The sequence below is a fragment of the Microbacterium sp. cf046 genome (assembly GCF_900114345.1).
GTDB lineage: Bacteria > Actinomycetota > Actinomycetes > Actinomycetales > Microbacteriaceae > Microbacterium.
In genome coordinates this window covers 277,906-301,089 of the sequence record NZ_FOZJ01000002.1, presented here as the reverse complement: position 1 = coordinate 301,089, position 23,184 = coordinate 277,906, and the positions used below count along the sequence as shown (strand labels likewise).

Here is a 23,184-nt window from a genome sequence, read left to right as displayed (position 1 = left end):
GCGGAGAAGGGCGCTGCCGAAGGCATGTGGCGACGATAGCCGCCAGGTCGCGGCATCCGCAAATCGGCGCCCCTCGGTCACCCCGCGAGCTCGGCGAGCAGCTCCTCCTCTTCGGCACGTGTGAGGCCGGACCGGCGGTCGCGGCCGAGACCGCGGGCACGTTCGTCGGCGAGCGTGCGGTCGAGTGTGTCGGCCACGTCGCGCAGCTGACCGCCCGCCGTGCGATACGCCGCGTTCGAGCGGGTCGAGAAGCCCGCCATGTCGCGCGGCAGCCACAGCGGCAGCGAGCGCGGCCCCATCCAGTACTCCACGTCATGGGCGATGAGCCAGTCGTCGTCGGCCTCTACGATCCTGCCGGTGTGCGCCGCGATCGCGCGAGCGTGCGCCAGGAGATCGGCGAGCGGCATTGTCTCGCCGATCGCATTCGCGACCCCGTGCCACTGCTGCGCCCCGCCCGCGACGATGAACTCAGCCAGGTCGTCCACGTCGATCACCTGCGCGTGCAGTCCCGCGAGCGCCGGGGCGAGCACGTCCTGGTCGCCGGCGAGCGCGAGGCGTGAGACCCAGTAGCCGAACCGGTCGGTCGGATCGCCCGGCCCGACGATGAGTCCCGGCCGCACGATCGCGGCGCGTTCGCCGAACGCCGAGCGGACGGATGCTTCGGCCGCGGCCTTCGCGCGTGAGTAGTCGTACTCGTCCCCTGGCTCGGCCGGCTCGCTCAGCGGGGCGCTCTCATCGGCGCCGACCTCGTCGTTGGTCGCGTACACGGACAGCGACGAGACATACGTCCAGTGCTTCGTCCGGCCGGACAGCGCTTTGACAGCAGGCTCGACATGCTCCGGAATCGAGGAGATCTCGACGATCTCGTCCCACTCGCGCGTCGCCACGGCGTCGTAGGCGTCCGCGTCCGCACGGTCGGCGATCACGAGCTCGGCGCCTTCGGGTGCGGAACGGCCGCCTCGTGCCAGGCAGGTCACGGATGCGCCGGCATCCGTCCACGCGCGTGCCACGCGCCCGCTCAGCCAGCCGGTGCCGCCGAGGATCAGTACGTTCGTCATGTCGACATCCCATCAGACGGCGCGGGGGTGCCGCATCCGTTCCGCCCTCGGCGGAACGGACAGTCGGGCGGCTACTCGCGCAGGGTCGCGCCGAACCGCTCGGCTGCCATGGCCACACCGGCGAGCTTGGCATCGGTCGCGTCCGCCGCCGTCAGCGTGCGGTCGGATGCGCGGAAGCGGAGCGCGAACGTGAGGCTCTTCGCACCGTCCGGCACGCCGCTGCCGCGGTAGTCGTCGACCAGGCGCAGCGATTCGAGCAGCTCGCCCGCACCCGCCACGAGCGCGGCGCGCACCTCGGCCGCGGGCACGTCGGCCCCCACGACCAGGGACACGTCCTGCGTGGCCGCCGGGTAACCCGACAGCGACGCGGCGACGACCTTCTCCCCCGCGAGCGAGAGCACGAGATCGAGATCGAGCTCGGCGACGATGACGCGACCGGGCAGGTCGGCCGCCTCGGCGACGGCCGGGAGCAGTTCGCCGACGTAGCCGACCTCGACCGCGCCGACCGACAGCACTCCGGTGCGGCCGGGGTGCAGCGCCGCGCGCTCGCCCTGCGCGATGTCGACCGTCACCCCTGCGGCGGAGGCGATGGTGCGGACGGCGTCGAGCGCATCGCCGATCCCGGCCGCCTCTGCGGCCAGGCCCGGCTGCTTCGGCGCGAGCCAGCCGGTGAGCAGCACTGCCACATGACGATGCTGCGGCGGGATCGACGCGTCGAGGGCGGCCAGGGTCTCGGCATCCGGTCGCACGGCCAGCGGCGGGACGAAGTCCGTGCCGTACGCGACGCCCGGCTCCGGGAGGAACACCGTGCCGGTCTCGAACAGCGAGAGATCGGTGAAACCGCGCGCGACGTTGCGGTGCGCGACGCGCAGCAGCGCGGGGATCAGGCTGCGACGCAGGAAGGGCGCCTGGCCGTCCAGCGGATTGGCGAGCTTCACGCTCGGCAGGTGCCCGCCGGATGCGGAGCCGTGCAGGTCGTTCTGATCCTCCGTCGTGAACGGGAACGACGGCGTCTCGACGTACCCCGCGGCGGCCAGCGCGTTGGCGACGCGGCGACGCCCCTGCTGGGCGGAGGTCAGTCCCCGGCCGGAGGGAGGTGTCGGCAGGATCGACGGGATGCGGTCGTATCCTTCGATGCGCGCCACTTCCTCGGCGAGCGTCCACTTGTCGGTGAGGTCGGGCCGCCATGAGGGCGGTGACACGAGCAGTTCGCCACCGGCGTCGTCGACGTCGCAGCCGATGAGCCGGAGCGCCCCGATCACCTCGGAGGCGGGGTAGTCCACGCCGATCAGCCCCTGGACGAACCCCGTCGGCAGTGTGAGCTGCGGACGCTGCCACTCGGCGAACAGCGCGCCGCCGAGCTCGTCGATCGTGCCGCCGGCGAGTTCGACCATCAGATCTGCGACGCGCTGCGCGGCGACGAACGGGATCTGCGGGTCCACGCCGCGCTCGAAGCGCCGCGATGCCTCGGACGGAAGCTTGTGTCGTCGTGCCGTGCGCGCGATCGAGATCGTGTCGAAGACCGCCGCCTCGATCAGCACGTTCCGGGTGCCGGGACCCATCTCGGTCGTGCCGCCGCCCATGACCCCGGCGAGGCCGATCGGGCCGGAATCGTCGGTGATCAGGAGGTCCTCGGCGTCCAGTGCACGCACCCTGCCGTCGAGGGTCTCGAGCTGCTCCCCCGCGGCCGCGCGGCGCACGGTGATCCCGCCGGCGAGCTTGTCGAGGTCGTAGCCGTGGATCGGGTTGCCGAGCTCGAGCATCACGTAGTTGGTGATGTCGATGAGCACGCCCAGCGACCGGATGCCGGCCAGGGTCAGGCGTGCGATCATCCACGCCGGGGTCGGCGCGGCGGCATCCACCCCGCGGACCACCCGCACCACGAACTCGGAGGCGCCGACGCGGCCGCGGATCGGAGCCTCGTCCTGCACGGCGAGCGCGAATCCGGTGCCGGGTTCGACCTCGTGCGGCGGCCGGAGCCCCGGGTCGCGGAACGCCGCACCCGTCGCGTGGGCGTACTCGCGCGCGACCCCGCGCACCGAGAGCGCGTAGCCGCGGTCGGGGGTGACGTTGATCTCCACGGCGACATCGTCCAGGCCCAGCAGCGCGATCGCGTCGGTGCCGACCGGCGCGTCGATGCCGAGCGTCGCCAGGCGCAGGATGCCGTCGTGCTCGTCGCCGAGACCGAGTTCGCGCGCCGAGGCGATCATGCCGTCGGACACATGCCCGTAGGTCTTGCGGGCCGCGATCGGGAACGGGCCGGGAAGGACGGCGCCGGGCAATGTGACGGCGACCTTGTCGCCGACGAAGAAGTTGCGCGCACCGCAGACGATGCCGTGCACCGCCGGGCCGCCGTCGGCGGCGAGCCGGCCGTCGGGCGCCACCCGCACCTGGCACCACCGGATGGTCTTGCCGTTGGACTGCGGCTCCTCGACGAACTCGAGCACCTCGCCGACGACGATCGGTCCGGAGAGCTCGAACGTGTGGACGTCCTCCTCCTCGAACCCGACGCGCACGAGCGCTTCGAGCACGTCTTCGGGAGTGGCGTCCGCGGGCACATCGACGTACTCGCGCAGCCACGAGAGGGGGACGCGCATCAGACCACCATCCCGAACTGCTCGCTGAAGCGCACATCGCCCTCGGCCATGTCGCGCATGTCCTGCACGTCGCTGCGGAACATCAGGGTCCGCTCGATTCCCATGCCGAACGCGAAGCCCGAGTACTCCTCGGGGTCGATTCCGGCCGCGCGGAGCACGTTGGGGTTGATCATGCCGCAGCCGCCCCACTCGATCCAGCGCGCGCCGCCCTTGAAGGTCGGGTGCCAAAGGTCAAGTTCCGCGGACGGCTCGGTGAAGGGGAAGAAGTTGGCGCGGAAGCGGGTCTTGGCCTCCGGTCCGAACAGCACGCGCGCGGCGTGGTCCAGGGTGCCCTTGAGGTGGGCCATCGTGATGCCCTTGTCGACGACCAGGCCCTCGAACTGGGTGAACACCGGAAGGTGCGTGGCGTCGAACTCATCGGTGCGGTACACCCGGCCCGGGCACAGCACGTAGATCGGAATCTCGCGGTCCAGCATCGAGCGCACCTGCACCGGGCTGGTGTGCGTGCGCATCACGAGGTGGCGCTGCACCGGGTCGACGAAGAACGTGTCCTGCATCTGACGTGCCGGGTGGTCGGCGTCGAAGTTGAGGGCGTCGAAGTTGTACCACTCGTGCTCGAGCTCGGGCCCCTCGGCGATCTCCCACCCCATGCCCACGAAGATGTCGGCGACCTGCTCCTGCAGGAGCGAGATCGGATGCCGCGCCCCGACGCGCGCGCGGGAGGCGAGCGCGGTCACGTCGATCCGCTCGGACTCGAGCCGTGCGGCCGTCTCGGCGAGGGCGACCACCTCTTCGCGGGCGACGAGCGCCTGCGTGACGCGGCCGCGGGCCTGACCGACCAGCTTGCCGAACTCCGCCTTGCGCTCGGGGGCGACCACGCGCAGGCGCGCGTTGAGCTTCGCGAGCGGCGAGCCTTCCGCGGTGTGCGCGGATCGGGCTGCCTTCAGCGCGGCGGTATCGGATGCCGCAGCGATGGCGTGCAGAGCCGCCTCGACGGCGGCATCCACCGCCTCCGGCGTGATTTCGGGATCGTCAGACACGAGTAGCGAGTCTACCGGGGGCGCGTGGACCCCTCGGGCCGCTCAGGCGCTGCCGGACCGGGGGTTGGACTGCTTCGCCGCAGCGGTTGCCTCGGCCACCAGGATCGCCTGAGTGGGATCGAGCGGCTGCTGCGGACCCTTCGCCCTGCGGCCGCGCGAGCCGCCGCTGGCGGTGCGGCGCGAGAGCCAGCGGGCGAACCACGAGAGGGTCAGGTTGATCGCGAGATAGATGGCGAGGGTCACCACGAACAGCGAGAACAGGTACCGGTTGCCGTAGTAGCTGCCCAGGTTGTTGATGTTGTTCCGGATGATCTCGTTGTAGCCGACGATGTAGCCGAGCGAGGTGTCCTTCAGCAGGACGACGAGCTGGGCGATGATGATCGGCAGCATCTGCCGGAACGCCTGCGGGAATTCCACCAGCATCTTGGACTGGAATTCGCGCATGCCGACGCTGAGCGCGGCCTCCCGCTGACCTCGCGGCAGAGCGACCAGCCCGGCGCGCAGGATCTCGCCGATGAGGGTGCCGTTGTAGAGGATCAGCGCGATCACGACCGCCCAGAACGCGCCAGTCGATGCGATCAGCAGGATGAACAGCATCATCAGCAGCACGGGCATGCCGCGCAGGAACTCGATGAGCCACGCCGTCGGAATCCGCAGCCAGGCGAACGTCGAGCTGCGCATCAGCGACAGCACGATCCCGAGCGCGATCGCGCCGATGCCCGCGATCAGCGCGGCCTGGAGCGTGGCGATGATGCCCTCGCTGATGAACTGCCACACCTGCGGGTCGATGAAGATGTTCCACCGCGTGCCGTCGAACATGCCGGGCAGCGTGATGCCGCCCGAGTCGCGGGGAGCGGCCAGCAGGGTGAAGAGCCAGAACGCGCCGCCCAGGATCAGCAGCAGGGCGACGATGGACAGGATCAGCGAGATCCGCCGTGCGCGAGGCCCGGGCACGTCGAACAGGACGCTCGTGCCGCTCATCGCTTCACCACCCAGCGCTTCTCGAGGCGCCCTGCGAAGAAGCCCAGGGGAACCGTGATGACCAGGTACAGCGCAGCCGCCGTGAACAGGATCTGCAGGACGATGTTGCCGTTGTCGTTCGCAAGCTGCCTCGTCGTGGCGAAGAGCTCGACGACGAAGAATCCGCCAGCGACCGAGGTGTTCTTCGTCAGCGCGATGAAGACGTTGATCAGCGGCGGCACCGTCATGCGGAACGCCTGCGGCAGCACCACGAGGCTCACCGTCTGCCCGAACCCGAGCCCGATGCTGCGAGCGGCTTCGGCCTGGCCGATCGGCACGCCGTTGATGCCGGAGCGCAGGGCCTCCGCGACGAACGGCGAGGTGTAGTAGGTCAGCGCGAGGAACGCCAGGATGATGTACGGCGCCCGCACGCCGAGCATCGGCAGCACGAACGCGGTGAAGATGAACACGAGCGTGAGCGGCGTGTTGCGCGCGATCTCGACCCAGAAGGCCGCGAACCCGCGCAGCGATGCCACCGGCGAGATGCGCATCGCGGCGATCAAGGTGCCGAGGATCAATGCGGACACCCCCGAGACCACCAGCAGCAGAAGCGTGACTTTGAAGCCCTCCCAGAACTCGGGCATCAACGACCACAGCTGTTCCATCGGGCTCCTCTCGTCTGCTCAGCGGGTGTCGGGGGAAGGATGCCTCGGGCCGGCGAAACGGCCGGCCCGAGGCATCCGTTCGATCAGTACCTGTCGACGGCGGGTGCGGGCACGAACGGCAGGACCGTACCGGCCGTCGCGTTCCACGCATCCTCGTAGCGGCCGTCCTCGGCAGCGGCTTCGAGCACGTCGTTGATCCACATGCGGAAGTCGGTGTCATCCAGCGCGAGTCCGATGCCGTACGGCTCCTCGGTGAACGGCTCCCCGACCACCTTGAACTCGCCCTCGTTCTGCGCGGCGAGGCCGGCGAGGATCACGTTGTCGGTCGAGACTGCCACGACGCTGCCGTTGCGCAGCGGCTCGAGGCAGTTCGAGTACGTGTCGGTCAGCAGCACCTCGGCGCCGAGGGCCTCGAGGTTCGCGGCCGGGGTGGACCCGGTCACGGAGCAGACCGGTTCACCGACGAGGTCGTCCTCGCTGGTGATGTCGTCGTTGTCTGCGAGCACGAGGATCGACTGCCCCGCGAGGTAGTACGGACCCGCGAACGAGACGACTTCCTTGCGCTTGTCGTTGATCGTGTAGGTCGCGATGACGATGTCGACCTCGCCGTTCTGGATGAACGGCTCGCGGTTCGCCGAGACCGCTTCCTTCCACTCGATGTTGTCTTCCGAGATGCCCAGCTCGGACGCGATGATCTTGCCGATCTCGACGTCGAAGCCCTCCGGTCCGTTCGGTCCGTTGAGGCCGAAGAGAGGCTGGTCGAACTTCGTGCCGATCGTGATCGTGCCCGCCTCGGCGAGCGCCGCCATCGTGCTGCCCTCTGCGAATGTGGGGGCCGGCTCCGGTGTCGCGGTCTCGCCGCCGGCGTCCGTGCCGCCCGAGGCGCAGCCGCCGAGCGCGAGCGCACCAGCCGCCGCGAAGGCGACCAGCGCGAGTCGTGTTCTCTTCATGTCCTACCAGTCCTTTGCTGTATCGGGCCGCTCGGAGCGGCCCCTCGTTTCGTGGGTCCTGACCGCGTGAACGGTCGAGGTGCGTCAGTGCTCGAGGATCTTCGACAGGAAGTCTTGCGCCCTCTCGCTCTGGGGGTTGGTGAAGAACTCTTCGGGTGTCGCCTCTTCGACGATCGCCCCGTCGGCCATGAACAGGACACGGTCGGCGGCTTTGCGCGCGAACCCCATCTCGTGGGTGACGACGATCATGGTCATGCCGTCGCCTGCGAGGCCGATCATGACATCGAGCACCTCGTTGATCATCTCCGGGTCGAGGGCGCTGGTCGGCTCGTCCATCAGGATCAGCTTGGGGTCCATCGCGAGTGATCGCGCGATCGCGACGCGCTGCTGCTGACCACCGGAGAGCTGTGCGGGCATCTTCTTCGCCTGGTTCGCGACCCCGACCCGGTCCAGCAGGGCCATCGCCTTCGCCTCGGCATCCTTCCGCGACATCTTGCGCACCTTGATGGGGCCGAGCGTGACGTTCTCGAGGACGGTCTTGTGCGCGAAGAGGTTGAAGGACTGGAACACCATGCCCACGTCGGCGCGCAGCGTTGCGAGCGCACGCCCCTCCTCGGGCAGCGGCACGCCGTCGATCGAGATCGCCCCCGAGTCGATCGTCTCGAGGCGGTTGATCGCCCGGCACAGCGTCGACTTGCCCGAACCCGACGGGCCGATCACGACGACGACCTCGCCCCGGTTGACGACGGTATTGATGTCCCGGAGCACGTGAAGTTCGCCGAAGTGCTTGTCGACGTGCTCCACGACCACGAGAGGCTCGCCACGACGAACGTTGATGTTCGAGGTCTGGGGCACAGCTGCAGGTTGGTCCGGGGAGGCCATGCGCCCACCCTATGGGCACGCTATGCGGCGTCGCGAGTCATTGCCCCGAGCTTTACCGGACTGTAACCGGACCGGAATCGGTCAGGGCGAATCGCCCGAACGCTGAGCGAACGCGGTCTCGTAGAGACAGACGCTTGCGGCCGTCGCGAGGTTCAGCGACTCCGCGCTGCCGTAGATGGGAAGCCGGAGCGAAAGGTCCGCGAGCGCGAGCGACTCCTCGTCCAGCCCGCGCGCCTCGTTGCCGAACAGCCATGCAGTCGGTTCCGCCAGCAGCGCCCGCGCTGCCAGGAAGTCGCCGCCTCCGACGTCCGCGGCGACGACCCGCACGCCGGCGGCGTGCGCGCGGTCCACTGCGTTGGCGAGGTCGACGCCGACCGCGATCGGCAGGTGGAACAGCGATCCGGTGGTGGCGCGGACCACCTTGGGGTTGTACGGGTCCACGGTGCGGCCGGTGAGGATCACCGCGTCCGCGCCCGCCGCGTCCGCCGCCCGGATGATCGTGCCGAGGTTGCCGGGATCGCGCACCTCTTCGCAGATCGCGACGAGCCGGGGGGATGCCGCGAACACCTCGCGCACCGAGGTCGGAGTCTGCCGTGCGACGGCCACGATGCCCTGAGGTGTGACCGTGTCGGCCATCGCATCCAGCACGGCCTCGGTCGTGAAGACGACCTCGATTCCGGCGTCGCGGGCGGCGTCGCGGAGGTCCGCGTGGCGCTCGAGCGCCGACGGGGTCGCGAACATCTCCATGACCGTGTCGGGACGGTAGGCGAGGGCCTCGCGGGCCGCCTGCGGCCCCTCGAGCAGGAACAGCCCGGTCTCCTGGCGCGCACTGCGCTTGGTCAGCTTCGCGACGGCGCGAACGCGGGGCGAGCGCGGGTTTTCGAGCACGTGCTCAGCATACGAGGAAGGGCGCCCTCCCGAAGGAGGGCGCCCTGAACCGGTGCGGCTGCTAGGCGGTCTTCGGCGCGTTGACGTCGCTGGGCAGCGCGCCCTTGGCGGTCTCGACGAGCGAGGCGAACGTCGCCGGCTCGTTGACCGCGAGCTCGGCGAGCATGCGACGGTCGACCTGGACGCCCGCGAGGCCGAGGCCCTGGATGAAGCGGTTGTACGTGAGGCCGTTCTGGCGGCTCGCAGCGTTGATGCGCTGGATCCACAGACGGCGGAAATCGCCCTTGCGCTTGCGACGGTCACGGTACGCGTAGACGAGCGAGTGGGTGACCTGCTCCTTCGCCTTGCGGTACAGGCGCGAACGCTGTCCGCGGTATCCGGACGCGCGCTCAAGGATGACGCGACGCTTCTTGTGGGCGTTGACGGCCCGCTTGACTCTAGCCATTTCTCAGTTTCCTAACGTGATTCGACGCGCGCTCAGCGGCCGAGAAGCTTCTTCGCCTGCTTGGTGTCGGCCTTGGACAGAACCTGGTCCTGGTTCAGGCGACGCGTGCGCTTGCTGGCCTTGCCCTCCAGGTTGTGGCGCATGCCGGCCTGCTGCTTCATCAGCTTTCCGCTGCCGGTGATCTTGAACCGCTTCTTGGCACCCGAGTGGGTCTTCTGCTTCGGCATCTCTTGTTCCTTCGTGTGTCGCCCTCGCGGGCTTCGTGGTGTTTCCCGCGCCGGCGGGAGTCAGTGGGGCCTACTCGGCGGGTGCCGGGGCCGGTTCTTCGGTGGCGGGACCGCCGTGGGCCGCCGAGCGGGCGGCCTCCTTGTTCGCAGCGCGCTGTGCGTTCTGCTCGGTCTTCACTTCGGACTTGTTCTTGTGCGGTGCGACCACCATGACCATGTTGCGTCCGTCGATCGTCGGGTTGGACTCGACGGTTCCGAACTCGGCCACGTCCTCCGCGAACTTGCGGAGCAGGCGCACACCCTGCTCGGGACGGGACTGCTCTCGTCCACGGAACAGGATCATCGCCTTGACCTTGTCGCCCGCCTTGAGGAAGCCCTCGGCGCGCTTGAGCTTGGTCGTGTAGTCGTGCGCCTCGATCTTCAGGCGGAATCGGACCTCTTTGAGGATCGTGTTCGCCTGATTGCGGCGGGCCTCCTTGGCCTTCTGCGCTGCTTCGTACTTGAACTTCCCGTAGTCCATGATCTTGACGACGGGCGGCTTCGAGTTGGGAGCCACCTCGACAAGGTCGAGATCGGCATCCTGCGCCAGACGCAAGGCAACCTCGATGCGTACGACGCCGACCTGCTCTCCGTTCGGGCCCACGAGGCGAACCTCGGGCACGCGGATGCGGTCATTGGTGCGGGGATCGCTGATGCGGAACTCCTCTTCATGCGGGTTTCGGCCACCGCGAAGCGGGATGCATCGCGGGCGGAAGAGAGACTCGATTCCACCCGCACGGCGCGTGAGCGCCAGCTTCTGCACCCGATATCCACTGCGTGGGTTCTACCCCGGCCGCAAGCGGACGGGGCGGAGTGCGTGACCCGGTAGCCTGGAACGGCAAGCGCGGGTGGGATGTGATCCTCTTTCGTTCCGAAGCATGACGCTCCGGAGCCCGCTGAAGTCTACCAGAGAGTGGCACGTGGACACGATTCGGGACGCCGACGACGACATCGACTCCGGGCGGGTGGCGCGGGATGCCGAGCGCCAGGCCCGCTGGGAAGCGCAGGAGCGGGCCGCCTCGGCCGCCACGCGGGACATCGCGGACGTGCCGGCGGTCGAGGTCATCACGACGGCCGCGGTCCATCTGATGAGCGCGGCCGCCGTCAAGGTCGGCCTCGCGGACGACCCCGGTGCGCAGACCGACCTGGACGAGGCCCGCAAGCTCATCAACGCGCTGGCCGGACTCATCACGGCGGGCGCTCCCGAGATCAGCGACATGCACGCGCGGTCGCTGCGCGACGGTCTGCGGTCGCTTCAGCTTGCGTTCCGTGAGGCGTCGGTCATCCCCGACCCGATCGGCAAGGGCCCGGGCGAGAAGTGGACCGGACCGGTCAACTGACCGTCTCAGGCGCCTGAGCGCCGATCCCGACGGCGGCGGCACCGCGTGCGACCGCGTCGACCGTGCGGCGCACGGCCTCCGCATCCGTGCCGCGATTGCTGACGGCGAAGCGCACCACAGCGCGCCCGCGCCACGTCGACGACGAGGCCCACACCGTCCCCTCGGCGCGAAGCCACTCCCCCAGTGCGATCGTGTCGGCGTCGTGCTGCGAGGCCAGGCACACCTGGGTGAACACGACGTCGTTGAGCACCTCGAGCCCCGGAATCCCGCGGAACCCCTCGGCCAGGCCGAGCGCGGCATCCACGAGTCCGTCCACGAGGTCGACGACACCGCTCCTGCCGAGCGATCGCAGGGCCGCCCAGACCGGCACCCCGCGAGCGCGTCGCGACAGCTCCGGCACGCGATCGTACGGATCGGCGATGCTCGCCACCGCGGGCAGGTAGGCAGCGTGCGCGCCGAGGGACGCGATCATGGCAGCCTCGTCGCGGACGATCGCCACACCGCAGTCGTACGGCACGTTGAGCGTCTTGTGCGCGTCCGTCGCCCAGGAGTCGGCCCGCTCCGCGCCCGCGAACAGATGCCGGAGCAGGGGCGACGCCGCCGCCCACAGTCCGAACGCGCCGTCGACGTGCACCCACGCGCCGTGCAGGTGGGCCGCATCGATCGCCGCGCCGAAGTCGTCGAACGCGCCGGAATGCACGTCCCCGGCCTGAAGGGCCACGATCGTCGGGCCGTCGTACTCGGCGAGCGCCGCCGAGAGCGCTGCGACGTCGATCCGGCCCTGCTCATCCGCTCCTACGGTGATCGGCGCACCCAATCCGGCGATCCGCCCGGCGAGCACGACCGACGTGTGCACAGCACCGCCGGCCAGGAACCGGATGGGCGGCGCGGACTGGATGCCGCGCTCGGGGTCGTAGCCGCGGTCGCGAAGGACGGCGTCGCGGGCCACGATCAGCGCGGACAGGTTGGCGCTGGTCGCTCCGGTCACGAATCCGACGCCGCTCTCGGCCGGAAGGCCCAGAAGGTCCAGCAGCCATTTCGCCGCGGTCTCCTCGAGGGCCGCCGTGGCCGGCGTCGGCTGGCGGGAACCCGTGTTCTGATCCCACGCCGACACGAGCCAGTCGGCCGCCATGGCCGCCGGGTAGACGCCGCCGATCACGAAGCCGTAGAAGCGCGGCGAGCCCATCGCCATCAGGCCAGGGGCTGCCACCTCGGCGAGTTCCTCGACCACAGCCTCCGGCGACATCCCTTCGGCCGGGAGGCCCGAGTCCAGGCGTGCGAGGATGCCGTCGACGTCCGCGTCCGGCCGGATCGGTCGCTCGGCCAGGGAGTCCAGCCACTCGAGCGCGTGCCGGTGGGCCGAGTCCAGCGCCGCGCGGTACTCGCCGTCCGCGACAGCGCCCGGCACCGCTTCACCTTCGTCCATGAGCTCACCCCCGCCAGGCGATCATGCGCCCGGCTCGGCGGCGACCGCAAGGGGCCGCCGGATGCGTCAGGCGCGGACGAGCTTGACGGTGAGGGAGTCGACGAGCACTGCGATCCGGTGATCGGCCGCCCAGCGCTTCGCGAGGCGCCCCAGCACCGCATCGAGCTCGGACTGCTCGAGACCGTGGATCAGCTCGAGCCGCACGATCAGCTCCGGGCCGCGCAGCCGGCCGGTGGGGTCCCCGGGCTCCACGGACAGGTCGATCACGGCGAGCTCGCCGCCGACGCTCTCCTGGAGCCCTGCGAAGACCTCGGGCGATGCGAAGCTCGGCTCCCACGCGATCGCCTGCGCGATCGCCCACACCGCTGGGCGACGGATCACGAACTCGGTGTCGGAGCCCGGATCGATGACGATGAGGTCGGTGTCGTCGGCGGATGCGGACAGCGCGGTGCGCACCCCGTCCGCGGGCACGGGGCGGGCGCCGGCATCCCATGTCGCCATCGCGGCGACCGACGTGAACACGGGCAGCACGCGGCGCCCGTCTGGGGCCGCCACCGTGACGATCGACAGCTCCTGCGTCTTGTCGACGGCCAGCCCGTTCACACCGACGCCGACCTCGCCCTTCTCCGCGACGAGCGGGATGAGCAGGCGCGCCGCGCGGTAGGCGTCGATCACGGCGACCTGGTCGCCGTCGCAGGCGCGGAATGCGATCAGTGCCGCGAGCAGCGCCGGATCGGCCGATCCGTCGTCTGCCGAGTGCGCATTGGATTCGAAGCGGCGCCCTTCCCAGGGCACGCCGGCGGAGTCGCCGCCGTGGTGGTCGTGCGGATCAGTGCCCCGCGACATCCAGCGCCTCGGCGAGCGTGAAGGCGCCCGTGTAGAGGGCCTTGCCGACGATCGCGCCCTCGACGCCGAGCGGCACGAGGTCGCGCAGCGCGATGATGTCGTCGAGGCTCGAGACCCCGCCCGAGGCGACGACCGGCTTGGTCGTGCGCGAGGTGATCTCCTGCAGCAGTTCGAGATTCGGGCCTTTCAGGGTGCCGTCCTTCGTCACGTCGGTGACGACGTAGCGGCTGCATCCGGCCGCCTCGAGCCGCTCGAGCACCGTCCAGAGGTCACCGCCCTCCTGCGTCCAGCCGCGCGCCGCGAGCGTCGTCCCGCGCACATCGAGCCCCACTGCGATCACGTCGCCGTAGCGTCCGATGACGTCCGCAGCCCACTCGGGGTTCTCCAACGCCGCGGTGCCGAGGTTGATGCGCGAGGCGCCGCTCTCCAGCGCCGCTTCGAGGCTGCGATCGTCGCGGATGCCGCCGGACACCTCGACCTGGACGCCGCGGACCTGCTTGATCACCTTCCGGATCACGACCGCATTGCTGCCGCGCCCGAACGCCGCATCGAGGTCGACGAGGTGGATCCAGTCCGCCCCCTGCCGCGCCCATTCGAGCGCAGCATCCACCGGGTCGCCGTAGTTCGTCTCGGTGCCCGCCTCGCCCTGCGTCAGGCGAACGGCCTTGCCGTCGGCGACATCGACGGCCGGCAGCAGGATCAATTCAGGCGTAGACGCGAAATCGTTCATAGCTCCTCGTGCGGGGACGACTCGAGAGCGGTGCGCTCTCGCAGATGGCACGAGTTCAGAGGGTAGCCCCGCCGAGCCCGTCGATCCAATTGGCGAGCAGGCGGATGCCGGCATCCCCCGACTTCTCGGGGTGGAACTGCGTCGCCGCGAGCGGTCCGTTCTCGACCGCCGCGAGGAAGGGGCGGCCGTAGGTGCACCAGGTGAGGGCGGGCTGCGGGAACGGAGGCTGCACATCGAGCAGCCACTGCTGCGCGGCGAAGGAGTGCACGAAATAGAACCGCTCGTGCTCGATGCCGCGGAAGAGCCGCGAGCCTTCGCCCGCCTCGACCGTGTTCCAGCCCATGTGCGGCAGCACCGGTGCGTCCAGTTCGGTGACGACGCCCGGCCACTCCCCCAGGCCCTCCGTGTCGACGCCGCGCTCGACGCCGCGCTCGAACAGCACCTGCATGCCGACGCAGATGCCCAGCACGGGGCGACCGCCGGCGAGCCGGCGGTCGATGATCTCGTCACCACGGCTCGCGCGCAGCGCGTCCATCACCGCGCGGAACGCACCGACGCCGGGAACGACGAGGCCGTGCGCCTCGTCGATGAGGCCGCGGTCTGCAGTGAGCCGGGCATCCGCACCCGCGGCAGCCAGCGCCTTGACGGCAGAGTGGACGTTGCCGGACCCGTAGTCCAGAACCGCCACGAGCGGCCTGTCCCCACGTGGCCTCTCGGTCACAGCGTCGTCTTCGTGCCCTTCGGTCACAGCGTCGTCTTCGTGCCCTTCGGTCACAGCGTCGTCTTCGTGCCCTTCGGTCACAGGGCGCCCTTGGTGCTCGGCACGCCCTCCACGAGGGGGTCGAGCGCCTTCGCCTGACGGAAGGCCCGCGCGAACGCCTTGTATTCGGCCTCGGCGATGTGGTGCGGGTCGCGGCCCGCGAGCACCGTGACGTGCACGGTGAGACCGGCGTGGAAGGCGATCGCCTCGAACGTGTGGCGCACGAGCGAACCGGTGAAGTGCCCGCCGATCAGGTGCAGCTCGAACCCGGCCGGCTCACCGCTGTGCACGAGATACGGGCGGCCGCTGATGTCGACCACTGCCTGGGCGAGCGCCTCGTCGAGCGGCACCAGGGCATCGCCGTAGCGCGAGATGCCGGACTTGTCGCCCAGCGCTTCCCGGATGGCCTGGCCGAGCACGATCGCGACGTCTTCGACCGTGTGGTGCGCGTCGATGTCGGTGTCGCCCGAGGCGCGCACGGTCAGATCGGTCAGCGAGTGCTTCGCGAACGCGGTCAGCAGGTGATCGAAGAACGGCACGGTCGTGTCGATGTGGCTGCGGCCGGAGCCGTCGAGGTCGAGCTCGAGCTCGACGGTGGACTCGCTCGTCGCGCGACGCACGGACGCCGTGCGGGGGCCTGCGGAGCGCGTCATGAGGCCGAGTCTAGCGACGCGAGTGCGTCCAGGAACGCGGCCGTCTCCTGTTCAGTGCCGGCCGTCACACGCAGGTGGCGCGGGATTCCGACGTCGCGGATGAGCACCCCGCGATCGTAGAGACCCTGCCAGGTCGCCGCCGAGTCCTCGACGCCGCCGAACAGCACGAAGTTGGTCCACGACTCGTAGGCGTCATACCCGAGCGCCTCGACGGTGGCCGAGATCCGATCGCGCTGGGCGACGATCTCGTCGACCATCCGCAGCATCGTCGGCGCGTGCCGGAGGGCGGCACTCGCCGCCGCCTGGGTCAGCGAGCTCAGGTGGTAGGGCAGACGGACCAGGCGCAGCGCGTCCACGAACGCCGGATCGGCCGCCAGGTACCCCACGCGGGCGCCCGCGAACGCGAACGCCTTGCTCATGGTGCGCGACACCACGAGACGCTCGCGCCCCGGCAGCAGCGCGAGTGCCGACCCGGAGTCGCGCGGGGCGAACTCCTGATACGCCTCGTCGACGACGACCACGCCCGCGGTCGCGTCGTAGACCGCCTCGATCACCTCCAGCGTCATCGGGGTCCCGGTGGGGTTGTTCGGCGCGCACAGGAAGACGATGTCGGGCGCGGCGTCGGCGACCTGCGCCGCCGCGCTGTCCGCGTCGATCGAGAAGTCTGCGGCCCGGTACCCGGCGATCCACTCGGCCCCCGTGGCCCGCGTCAGCAGCGGGTACATCGAATAGGTGGGCGCGAATCCGAACGCCGTGCGCCCGGGACCGCCGAACGCCTGCAGCACGTGCTGCAGCACCTCGTTGGACCCGTTCGCGGCCCAGAGCTGCTCGCGGGTGAGTCCGTAGCCGAGGTAATCGGCGAACCCCTCGCGCAGCTCGGTGAACTCGCGGTCGGGGTACCGATTCACGTCGCGCAGCGCGAGGGCGACGGCATCCAGGATGTCGTCCGCGACCTCCTGCGGAACCGGATGAGTGTTCTCGTTCACGTTGAGGGCGACGGGAAGGGCCGCCTGCGGTGCACCGTAGGGTGTCAAACCGCGCAGGTCGTCGCGAAGGGGCAGGTCGTCGAGGCGGATGCTCACCCCGCCAATCGTAGAGCCCGGGACCGGGACCGATCGGCTCGGTGACGACGGAACGGCCGGCTCTTGGTCAGGGGGCTGAGGCGTACTCCGCCGGGATCGCAAGCTGCTGACCTGCCGACACGGTGACGCCGTCGAGGGCGTTCAGCCGGACGATCGCGTCGACGACGTCGCGCGGATCCGCGCCCGGCGCGACCTCTTCGGCGATCGACCACAGCGACTCGCCCGCGGTGACCGTCATCGTCGTGAACGAGCCTGCAGGCGCTCCGATGTCGCGAGACGCCAGCGCGCTGCCGCCGCTGATGACCGCGATGCTCAGCGCGATGACCGCGGGAAGCGCGGCCAGCGCCGCCACCGTCCGGCGACCTCGCGTCGTCAGGCGCATCCGTGTCGCGCCGGGTGCCGTGATGCCGATCGCCGTCATGTCGTCCTCCTGCGGAAAGGGAAGAGGTTCGCATCCGCGGCTCGGCCGGGAGCCGGGGATGCGAATCTCTCTTCCGAATGTATCTTCGACGTTCTAGGATGTCAACCGGCGGTTGAAGGTCTCGTCTTTCGAACGCGACACGCGGACGTGCTGCGGCTCTGACGGACGGATACCGGATACGGTTTCGATGAGAACACCCCACCACGGGCCTCCGACATTCGAAGACCGGTGCCCCGATCGGGCGAGACAGGAGCGAGATCATGACCGAGGCGAACGGACGCGAGAAGCCGCAGACGCGCCGGCGCAAGAGCCTGAGCGACAAGCAGCTCGCGATCCTCGAGGTCATCCAGCGCTCGATCGCACGGTACGGCTACCCGCCGAGCATGCGCGAGATCGGCGACGCCGTCGGGCTCAAGTCGCTCTCCAGCGTGACGCACCAGCTCAACCAGCTCGAACTGAGCGGCTACCTGCGGCGGGATGCCGGCAAGACGCGTGCCATGGAGGTCCTGATCGACCTGCCCGGCATGTCGACGGAGAACCCCGCGGACAGCGCGCCGAGCGTCGGCGACGCGGCGATGGTTCCGCTGGTCGGCCGCATCGCGGCAGGCGTGCCGATCACGGCGGAGCAGCAGGTCGAGGAGATCTTCCCGCTACCACGACAGCTGGTCGGCAAGGGCGATCTGTTCATGCTCAAGGTCTCGGGCGAGTCGATGATCGATGCGGCGATCTGCGACGGGGACTGGGTCGTCGTCCGACAGCAGCAGAACGCCGAGAACGGCGACATCGTCGCGGCGATGCTCGATGAAGAGGCCACCGTCAAGACGTTCCGCCAGCGCGACGGGCACACGTGGCTGCTCCCCCGCAACTCCGCGTTCGAGCCGATCCTCGGCGACGACGCCGTCGTGCTCGGAAAAGTCGTCGCGGTGCTGCGCGCGGTCTGATCGGGCCACCGCGTCTGCGGATCGGCTCGCGCAGAATCACCCGATCCGGGTGGGATGCGCGGAGCGCACTTGCGCCATGATGAGGTCATCCGCACCGAGGAGGCATCATGCCCGCTACAGCCGACGACGACCTGCAGGCGCAGCTCGAAGCGTTGCGCGCCGAGAACGAGAGCCTTCGCGCGCAGACCGCCGTGGTCGCGGACGGGACTGCACCGGCGGCCCGGAAGGCAGGGCGCTGGCGCGCAGTCGTCTCCGCCCTCTGCATCGTGATCGCGGCGATCCTCGTGCCGGTCTCGATCGTCGGAGCCTGGGCGCGGGTGCAGCTGGTGGACGAGGACGCGTTCGTCAACACGCTCGCGCCGCTCGTCGACGACCCGGCGGTCCAGGACCTCATCATCGACGAGACCATGGCGGGCATCACCGCACAGGTCGACTTCGATCAGCTGACCGCCAACGTCTTCGACGGCATCGCCGACCTCGGCCTGCCGCCGCGCGCGGTGCAGGCACTCGGGCTCCTGCAGGCGCCCGCGGCAGACGGACTCGAGAACCTCGTCAATCAGACGGTGACCCGCGTCGTGGAATCGGACGCGTTCTCCGACGTCTGGGCCACCGCCACGCGGGCGGCGCACCGCGCGCTCACGACCGCGGCGACCTCGGACGGCGGCGGGCTCGTCGTCAAGACCGACGACGGCGTCGGCATCCAGCTCGGAGCCGTGGTCGAGCGCGTCAAGCAGAACCTCGTCGACCGTGGGCTCGGTGTCGCGCAGCTGATCCCGACGATCGACAAGGTCATCATCATCGGCGAAGGCAACAACCTCGCCGCGATCCGCACCGGGTACGCGATCGCCGCCACGATGGGGCTGTGGCTGCCGGTCATCACACTCGCCCTGTTCGGGCTCGGCATCCTCATCGCGCGGCGGCGCAGCACCGCGATCCTCGGAACCGGCCTCGCTCTGGCGATCGGCAGCGCGACCCTCGCGGCGAGCCTCTCGATCGGGAGCACCGCGGTGGGAATCGTCGCGGGCGACCTCGACCTCTCGCCGACGGCGCTGGATGTGATCTACCAGCAGCTCGTGGGCGCCATGACCCAGACCGCTCTGGTCACGATGCTCCTCGGCGTCCTCGTCGCCGTCATCGGCTGGCTCATGGGCGGCTCCCGCCCCGCGCTCGGCGTCCGCAGCGCCACGGAGGGCGTCAACGCGTCCGCCCGCAGGCAGCTCGCCGAGCGCGGCCTGGACACCGGAGCGTTCGGCACGTGGATCGGACGCCACCGCGTCCTGGTGCGCACTGGCATCGCCGTGCTCGCGGTGCTGTGGCTGTTCGCCATGCGGCCGCTCTCGATCGGCGACATCCTCCTCGTGCTCGTCGTCGCACTCCTGGTCGGCTGGATCCTCGAGCTGCTCCAGCGTCGCGATGACGAGGTCGTCGTGACGGATGCCGAGCCCACGGCCGTCGCGACCGATGCCGAGGAGGCCGGCGCCGACACGCTCGTGATCGCCGACACCGTGGTGGTCGAAGACGCCGACGCCACGGACACCGAGGTGCTGGTCGGCGCGGACACCGCGGATGCCGCGACCACGCCGGCCGCGGCATCCGCTGCGAAGAAGACCCCGAAGCGCTGACGGTCGCGCGGTCCCGTACCCGCGGGACGCTTCCACGATGTTGGATATGCCGTAGGGCCCGGCGGAACACCGTCCTGCGGGACGCCGGGAGCCCGCGCAGAATACGGTTGACGCATGATTCAGACACGGTCGTTCGGCTCCTGGCCGTCGCCGCTGACCGCGGCCGCGGTCGGCGCCGCAACACCCCGGATCGATGGAGCGCGGTTCGTCGGCGACGACGTCTGGTGGGGTGAAGGCGTCGCCGAAGAGGCCGGCCGGACCGCGGTGAGACGCCGCGCAGTCGACGGGCGGGTGCGCGATGTCCTTCCCCCGCCGTGGAACGCGCGCTCGCGCGTGCACGAGTACGGCGGTGGCGCGTGGACGGCCACCGAGGACGGCACGCTGCTCTTCGTCGAGAAGACCGACCAGTGCGTGTACGCCATGCGTCCGGGCGAGGAACCCCGCGTGCTGACACCCCCCGATCGCGGGATGCGATTCGGCGGGCTCTCTTGGCAGCGCGGGCAGCTGCTCGCCGTCCGCGAGACGCACGGTCGGTCGCCCGTACCGCGACGGGACATCGTCCGGATCGCGCTGGACGGCTCTGGTGTGTCCTCGCTCGTGGACGACAGCGACTTCCTGGCGCACCCTTCGCTCTCCCCCAGCGGGCACCATCTCGCCTGGGTCGCGTGGAATCACCCGGACATGCCGTGGGATCGCTCGGAGGTGCGCGTCGGCCGTCTCGAGGACGGCGTCGTCGTGGAGTGGACGACGATCGCGGGAGAGGACTCGGCTCCGCTGCAGCCGCTGTGGGCGGACGACGACGATCTCCTCTACGCGGACGACTCGACCGGGCGCTGGAACCTCTGGCGCGAACACCTGTCTGCGGACCTCGAACGGCACCCGCTCTCCGCGGCGGACGCCGACACGGGTGGGCCGCTGTGGGCACTGGGCACCCGCTGGTACGCGCGACTGGAGGACGGCCGGGTCGTGGCGGTCCGCACGAACGGCGATGACGAGGTCGTGCTGATCCAGGAGGACGGCGCGACGTCGCCGCTGCACGTGCCCGCGACCTCAGAGGTCGTCGTCGAGGATGCGAGCGGCACACGCGTCCTCCTCTCCGGAGCGTCGGTCGACTCCCCCAGCGGCCTGTGGGTGATCGACGTCGACCATCCCGAGACGAGCGAGCTGATCCATGGAGGACCGGCGCCGTGGGGAACCGAATGGATGCCGCTCCCCCGCGCAGTCACCTTCGACGGTCCGACCGGGCCCGTCCACGCGTTCGACTATCCCCCGACGAATCCGCAGGCGCAGGGTCCGGACGGTGAGCGTCCGCCCTATCTGGTGTACGTGCACGGCGGCCCGACCGTCCATCGCGGCGGGGCCGCATCGGGCCGCATCGCGTACTTCACGAGTCGCGGGATCGGGGTGCTGGATGTGAACTACGGCGGCTCGAGCGGCTACGGCCGCGCGTACCGCGAGCGGCTGCGCGGGCAGTGGGGGGTCGTCGACGTCCAGGACGTCGCGGCCGCCGCCGCAGGACTCGCGAGCACGGGCGCTGCAGATCCGGCGCGCATCGCGATCGCCGGCGGCTCCGCCGGAGGCTGGACCGTGCTCGCCGCACTGGTCGGCACCGACGCGTTCGCGGCCGGCATCTCGCGCTACGGCGTCGGCGACGCGCGGGCACTGGCGACCGACACCCACGACTACGAATCGCGGTACCTCGACGGCCTCATCGGTCCCCTCCCGGAGGCCGAGCCGCTGTATCTCGAGCGCTCACCGCTGTCGCATCCCGAACGGCTGCGCGTCCCCCTGCTGATCCTGCAGGGGGCTGACGATCCGGTGGTGCCGCCTGCGCAGTCCGAGGCGCTGCGCGATGCGCTCGCTCAACGCGGCATCCCGCACGCGTACATCGTCTACGAAGGCGAGGGGCACGGTTTCCGGCGCGCCGAGAACATCGTCAACGCCCTGGAGAGCGAGCTGGCCTTCCTCGGTGCGGTGTTCGGCTTCGAGACGCCGGGGGTTCCCCCGCTTCCGCTGAGCTGAGGCTGCCGCGAGCTCAGACCGCGAACGGAGCCAGTTCGGCGGCCAGTCGCTCTGACACGTGCGCGTGCAGCGCGGTCCCGCCCGCTTCATGGGTCTGCGAGATGATGTGCCCCGACTCGTGCGCGGCCGAGACCAGGTCGCCCCGGTCGTACGGAACGAGAGCCCGGATCTCGACGGCCGGCAGCGGGAGCGCCGCCTCGATCGCCGCCCGAAGCTCGTCGATGCCCTCGCCGGTCCGCGATGAGGCGAACAGCGCGCGAGGCTCCAGGCCGCGCAGCACCATCCGCGCGTCGTCGTCGACGAGGTCGGCCTTGTTGAACACCACGATCTCCGTGATGTGGCGCGCGCCCACGTCGCCGATCACGTCGCGCACGGTCTGCAGCTGCGCGGCGGGATCCGGGTGCGCGGCGTCGACGACGTGCACGATGACATCGGCATCGCCCACCTCTTCGAGGGTGGATCGGAACGCCTCGACCAGCTGGTGCGGCAGGTTCCGGACGAATCCGACAGTGTCGGTGAGCGTGTAGACCCGCCCGTCCGATGCCTCGGCACGGCGGACCGTGGCATCCAGCGTCGCGAACAGCGCGTTCTCCACGAGAACTCCGGCACTGGTGAGCCGATTGAGCAGGCTCGACTTGCCGGCGTTGGTATAGCCCGCGATGGCGACCGAGGGGATCGTGTTGCGCTTGCGCTCGGCGCGCTTGGCCTCGCGGGCAGGGGCGAAGTCGCGGATCTGGCGGCGCAGCAGCGCCATCTTCGTGCGGATGCGGCGGCGATCCAGTTCGATCTTCGTCTCACCGGGACCACGGGATCCCATGCCCGCGCCGCCGGCGCCGACCTGGCCACCGGCCTGGCGGCTCATCGAGTCACCCCAACCGCGCAGGCGCGGCAGCAGGTATTCGAGCTGCGCGAGCTCCACCTGCGCCTTGCCCTCTCGGCTCTTGGCGTGCTGGCTGAAGATGTCGAGGATGACGGTGGTCCGGTCGATGACCTTCACCTTGACGACGTCCTCGAGCGCACGCCGCTGGCTGGGCGCGAGCTCGGTGTCGGCGATCACGGTGTCGGCGCCGAGGGCGGCAACGAGGTCCCGGAGCTCCTGCGCCTTGCCGCGGCCGAGATACGTCGCAGGGTCGGGGTGCGGGCGGCGCTGCATGACACCGTCGAGCACCACCGCGCCGGCGGTCTCGGCGAGTGCGGCGAGTTCGCGCAGCGAGTTCTCGGCATCCTCCTGCTCGCCCTGCGGGTGCACGCCGACGAGGATCACGTTCTCGAGCCGCAGCTGGCGGTACTCGACCTCGGTGACGTCTTCGAGCTCCGTCGAGAGTCCGGGGACGCGGCGCAGCGCGGCGCGCTCTTCGCGATCCCACTGCTCGCCGTCGGTCTGGGTCTGCGTGAACGCGGCCTCATCCTGCAGCGCCTGGGCAGGACCGAAGACGCGCACGCCCGAATGCGCGTCGGCGCGCTCCAGCACACGGGCCACCGGGTCGATCGGTGTCTCGTCGGTGCTCGTCGGGGTTGTCGTATCCGTCATGTCTTCCTTCCGCAATGCCCTAGAACTCTAACTCCCTCGTCCGGGATCTCCTCCGCTAC

At 70.2% G+C, this 23,184-nt stretch carries 23 protein-coding genes; 4 read left to right on the top strand and 19 right to left on the bottom strand.

The genetic code is table 11. The features are described 5' to 3' along the window. Positions 1-77 precede the first annotated feature (77 nt). The 11 genes from BM349_RS07580 to infC form a co-directional block, all read right to left on the bottom strand. Complete coding sequence (locus tag BM349_RS07580; RefSeq protein ID WP_091705746.1) at positions 78-1,058, bottom strand: NAD-dependent epimerase/dehydratase family protein; 981 nt, start codon at positions 1,056-1,058, stop codon at positions 78-80. A 71-nt stretch (positions 1,059-1,129) separates the two neighbouring features. After that, positions 1,130-3,655 (bottom strand): phenylalanine--tRNA ligase subunit beta, encoded by a 2,526-nt coding sequence (gene pheT / locus BM349_RS07575; protein ID WP_091705743.1) that lies wholly within the window; start codon positions 3,653-3,655, stop codon positions 1,130-1,132. Then, on the bottom strand, positions 3,655-4,695 hold the full coding sequence (gene pheS / locus BM349_RS07570; RefSeq protein ID WP_091705740.1) for a phenylalanine--tRNA ligase subunit alpha: 1,041 nt from the start codon (positions 4,693-4,695) through the stop codon (positions 3,655-3,657). The genes pheT and pheS overlap by 1 nt, the downstream gene beginning before the upstream one ends. Before the next feature lie 42 nt (positions 4,696-4,737). Beyond that, complete coding sequence (locus tag BM349_RS07565; RefSeq protein ID WP_091705737.1) at positions 4,738-5,676, bottom strand: amino acid ABC transporter permease; 939 nt, start codon at positions 5,674-5,676, stop codon at positions 4,738-4,740. Then, entirely contained in the window at positions 5,673-6,320 is a 648-nt protein-coding gene (locus BM349_RS07560; protein WP_091705735.1) for an amino acid ABC transporter permease, read from the bottom strand. The genes BM349_RS07565 and BM349_RS07560 overlap by 4 nt, the downstream gene beginning before the upstream one ends. 83 nt (positions 6,321-6,403) lie before the next feature. Continuing rightward, positions 6,404-7,270 carry a glutamate ABC transporter substrate-binding protein gene (locus tag BM349_RS07555; RefSeq protein WP_091705732.1) on the bottom strand — a complete coding sequence of 289 codons (867 nt, stop codon included), beginning with the start codon at positions 7,268-7,270 and terminating at the stop codon, positions 6,404-6,406. A gap of 84 nt (positions 7,271-7,354) precedes the next feature. After that, positions 7,355-8,152, bottom strand: a complete 798-nt coding sequence (locus tag BM349_RS07550) for an amino acid ABC transporter ATP-binding protein (protein WP_091705729.1) — start codon at positions 8,150-8,152, stop codon at positions 7,355-7,357. Positions 8,153-8,233: 81 nt separating this feature from the next. Then, complete coding sequence (locus tag BM349_RS07545; RefSeq protein WP_091705727.1) at positions 8,234-9,040, bottom strand: TrmH family RNA methyltransferase; 807 nt, start codon at positions 9,038-9,040, stop codon at positions 8,234-8,236. Positions 9,041-9,101: 61 nt separating this feature from the next. Next, positions 9,102-9,485 (bottom strand): 50S ribosomal protein L20, encoded by a 384-nt coding sequence (gene rplT, locus BM349_RS07540; RefSeq protein ID WP_091705725.1) that lies wholly within the window; start codon positions 9,483-9,485, stop codon positions 9,102-9,104. A gap of 32 nt (positions 9,486-9,517) precedes the next feature. After that, entirely contained in the window at positions 9,518-9,712 is a 195-nt protein-coding gene (gene rpmI / locus BM349_RS07535) for a 50S ribosomal protein L35 (protein ID WP_091491544.1), read from the bottom strand. A gap of 70 nt (positions 9,713-9,782) precedes the next feature. Beyond that, positions 9,783-10,451: a translation initiation factor IF-3 gene (infC, locus tag BM349_RS07530; protein WP_368086676.1), complete on the bottom strand. Its 669-nt coding sequence runs from the start codon at positions 10,449-10,451 to the stop codon at positions 9,783-9,785. A 265-nt stretch (positions 10,452-10,716) separates the two neighbouring features. Between infC and BM349_RS07525 the strand changes: the two genes are divergently transcribed. Then, a complete protein-coding gene (locus tag BM349_RS07525) occupies positions 10,717-11,091 on the top strand; it encodes a DUF1844 domain-containing protein (RefSeq protein WP_091707188.1) in 375 nt (124 codons plus the stop codon). On the opposite strand, the gene BM349_RS07520 is transcribed toward BM349_RS07525, so the two are convergent. The 7 genes from BM349_RS07520 to BM349_RS07490 all read right to left on the bottom strand — a co-directional run bounded on the left by BM349_RS07520 (position 11,084) and on the right by BM349_RS07490 (position 17,009). Next, positions 11,084-12,517, bottom strand: a complete 1,434-nt coding sequence (locus BM349_RS07520; protein ID WP_091705722.1) for a pyridoxal phosphate-dependent decarboxylase family protein — start codon at positions 12,515-12,517, stop codon at positions 11,084-11,086. The two genes, BM349_RS07525 and BM349_RS07520, sit on opposite strands and share 8 nt — an antisense overlap. 66 nt (positions 12,518-12,583) lie before the next feature. Next, positions 12,584-13,363 (bottom strand): SseB family protein, encoded by a 780-nt coding sequence (locus tag BM349_RS07515; RefSeq protein WP_091705720.1) that lies wholly within the window; start codon positions 13,361-13,363, stop codon positions 12,584-12,586. Further along, positions 13,347-14,093, bottom strand: coding sequence for a bifunctional 1-(5-phosphoribosyl)-5-((5-phosphoribosylamino)methylideneamino)imidazole-4-carboxamide isomerase/phosphoribosylanthranilate isomerase PriA (gene priA / locus BM349_RS07510; RefSeq protein ID WP_091705717.1), 747 nt, complete (start codon positions 14,091-14,093; stop codon positions 13,347-13,349). Before priA ends, BM349_RS07515 begins: the two co-directional genes overlap by 17 nt. 55 nt (positions 14,094-14,148) lie before the next feature. Then, positions 14,149-14,814 (bottom strand): imidazole glycerol phosphate synthase subunit HisH, encoded by a 666-nt coding sequence (gene hisH / locus BM349_RS07505; protein WP_091707187.1) that lies wholly within the window; start codon positions 14,812-14,814, stop codon positions 14,149-14,151. Between the two features lie 77 nt (positions 14,815-14,891). After that, positions 14,892-15,506, bottom strand: coding sequence for an imidazoleglycerol-phosphate dehydratase HisB (hisB, locus tag BM349_RS07500; RefSeq protein WP_091705715.1), 615 nt, complete (start codon positions 15,504-15,506; stop codon positions 14,892-14,894). After that, positions 15,503-16,588 carry a histidinol-phosphate transaminase gene (locus BM349_RS07495; protein WP_091705713.1) on the bottom strand — a complete coding sequence of 362 codons (1,086 nt, stop codon included), beginning with the start codon at positions 16,586-16,588 and terminating at the stop codon, positions 15,503-15,505. Before BM349_RS07495 ends, hisB begins: the two co-directional genes overlap by 4 nt. A 67-nt stretch (positions 16,589-16,655) precedes the next feature. Further along, positions 16,656-17,009 carry a LysM peptidoglycan-binding domain-containing protein gene (locus BM349_RS07490; RefSeq protein ID WP_091705711.1) on the bottom strand — a complete coding sequence of 118 codons (354 nt, stop codon included), beginning with the start codon at positions 17,007-17,009 and terminating at the stop codon, positions 16,656-16,658. 260 nt (positions 17,010-17,269) lie between these two features. On the opposite strand from BM349_RS07490, the gene lexA reads away from it, so the two are divergent. From lexA to BM349_RS07475, 3 genes are all read left to right on the top strand, one after another. Further along, entirely contained in the window at positions 17,270-17,950 is a 681-nt protein-coding gene (lexA, locus tag BM349_RS07485; protein ID WP_091705709.1) for a transcriptional repressor LexA, read from the top strand. 107 nt (positions 17,951-18,057) lie between these two features. After that, positions 18,058-19,572: a hypothetical protein gene (locus BM349_RS07480; protein ID WP_091705707.1), complete on the top strand. Its 1,515-nt coding sequence runs from the start codon at positions 18,058-18,060 to the stop codon at positions 19,570-19,572. 114 nt (positions 19,573-19,686) lie between these two features. Then, a complete protein-coding gene (locus BM349_RS07475; RefSeq protein WP_091705704.1) occupies positions 19,687-21,594 on the top strand; it encodes an alpha/beta hydrolase family protein in 1,908 nt (635 codons plus the stop codon). A gap of 13 nt (positions 21,595-21,607) precedes the next feature. On the opposite strand, the gene hflX is transcribed toward BM349_RS07475, so the two are convergent. Continuing rightward, a complete protein-coding gene (gene hflX / locus BM349_RS07470) occupies positions 21,608-23,125 on the bottom strand; it encodes a GTPase HflX (protein WP_091705701.1) in 1,518 nt (505 codons plus the stop codon). Between the last annotated feature and the right edge of the window lie 59 nt (positions 23,126-23,184).

What these genes read in the sequence shown, in the direction of transcription:
- rpmI (WP_091491544.1), bottom strand. Translation starts at nt 9,712, where the DNA reads ATGCCGAAGCAGAAGACCCACTCGGGTGCCAAGAAGCGGTTCAAGATC.
- hflX (WP_091705701.1), bottom strand. Translation starts at nt 23,125, where the DNA reads ATGACGGATACGACAACCCCGACGAGCACCGACGAGACACCGATCGAC.
- pheT (WP_091705743.1), bottom strand. Translation starts at nt 3,655, where the DNA reads ATGCGCGTCCCCCTCTCGTGGCTGCGCGAGTACGTCGATGTGCCCGCG.
- BM349_RS07520 (WP_091705722.1), bottom strand. Translation starts at nt 12,517, where the DNA reads ATGGACGAAGGTGAAGCGGTGCCGGGCGCTGTCGCGGACGGCGAGTAC.
- BM349_RS07515 (WP_091705720.1), bottom strand. Translation starts at nt 13,363, where the DNA reads ATGTCGCGGGGCACTGATCCGCACGACCACCACGGCGGCGACTCCGCC.
- BM349_RS07560 (WP_091705735.1), bottom strand. Translation starts at nt 6,320, where the DNA reads ATGGAACAGCTGTGGTCGTTGATGCCCGAGTTCTGGGAGGGCTTCAAA.
- BM349_RS07475 (WP_091705704.1), top strand. Translation starts at nt 19,687, where the DNA reads ATGATTCAGACACGGTCGTTCGGCTCCTGGCCGTCGCCGCTGACCGCG.
- BM349_RS07565 (WP_091705737.1), bottom strand. Translation starts at nt 5,676, where the DNA reads ATGAGCGGCACGAGCGTCCTGTTCGACGTGCCCGGGCCTCGCGCACGG.
- rplT (WP_091705725.1), bottom strand. Translation starts at nt 9,485, where the DNA reads ATGGCTAGAGTCAAGCGGGCCGTCAACGCCCACAAGAAGCGTCGCGTC.
- BM349_RS07580 (WP_091705746.1), bottom strand. Translation starts at nt 1,058, where the DNA reads ATGACGAACGTACTGATCCTCGGCGGCACCGGCTGGCTGAGCGGGCGC.
- BM349_RS07480 (WP_091705707.1), top strand. Translation starts at nt 18,058, where the DNA reads ATGCCCGCTACAGCCGACGACGACCTGCAGGCGCAGCTCGAAGCGTTG.
- BM349_RS07490 (WP_091705711.1), bottom strand. Translation starts at nt 17,009, where the DNA reads ATGACGGCGATCGGCATCACGGCACCCGGCGCGACACGGATGCGCCTG.
- BM349_RS07550 (WP_091705729.1), bottom strand. Translation starts at nt 8,152, where the DNA reads ATGGCCTCCCCGGACCAACCTGCAGCTGTGCCCCAGACCTCGAACATC.
- lexA (WP_091705709.1), top strand. Translation starts at nt 17,270, where the DNA reads ATGACCGAGGCGAACGGACGCGAGAAGCCGCAGACGCGCCGGCGCAAG.
- priA (WP_091705717.1), bottom strand. Translation starts at nt 14,093, where the DNA reads ATGAACGATTTCGCGTCTACGCCTGAATTGATCCTGCTGCCGGCCGTC.
- BM349_RS07555 (WP_091705732.1), bottom strand. Translation starts at nt 7,270, where the DNA reads ATGAAGAGAACACGACTCGCGCTGGTCGCCTTCGCGGCGGCTGGTGCG.
- hisB (WP_091705715.1), bottom strand. Translation starts at nt 15,506, where the DNA reads ATGACGCGCTCCGCAGGCCCCCGCACGGCGTCCGTGCGTCGCGCGACG.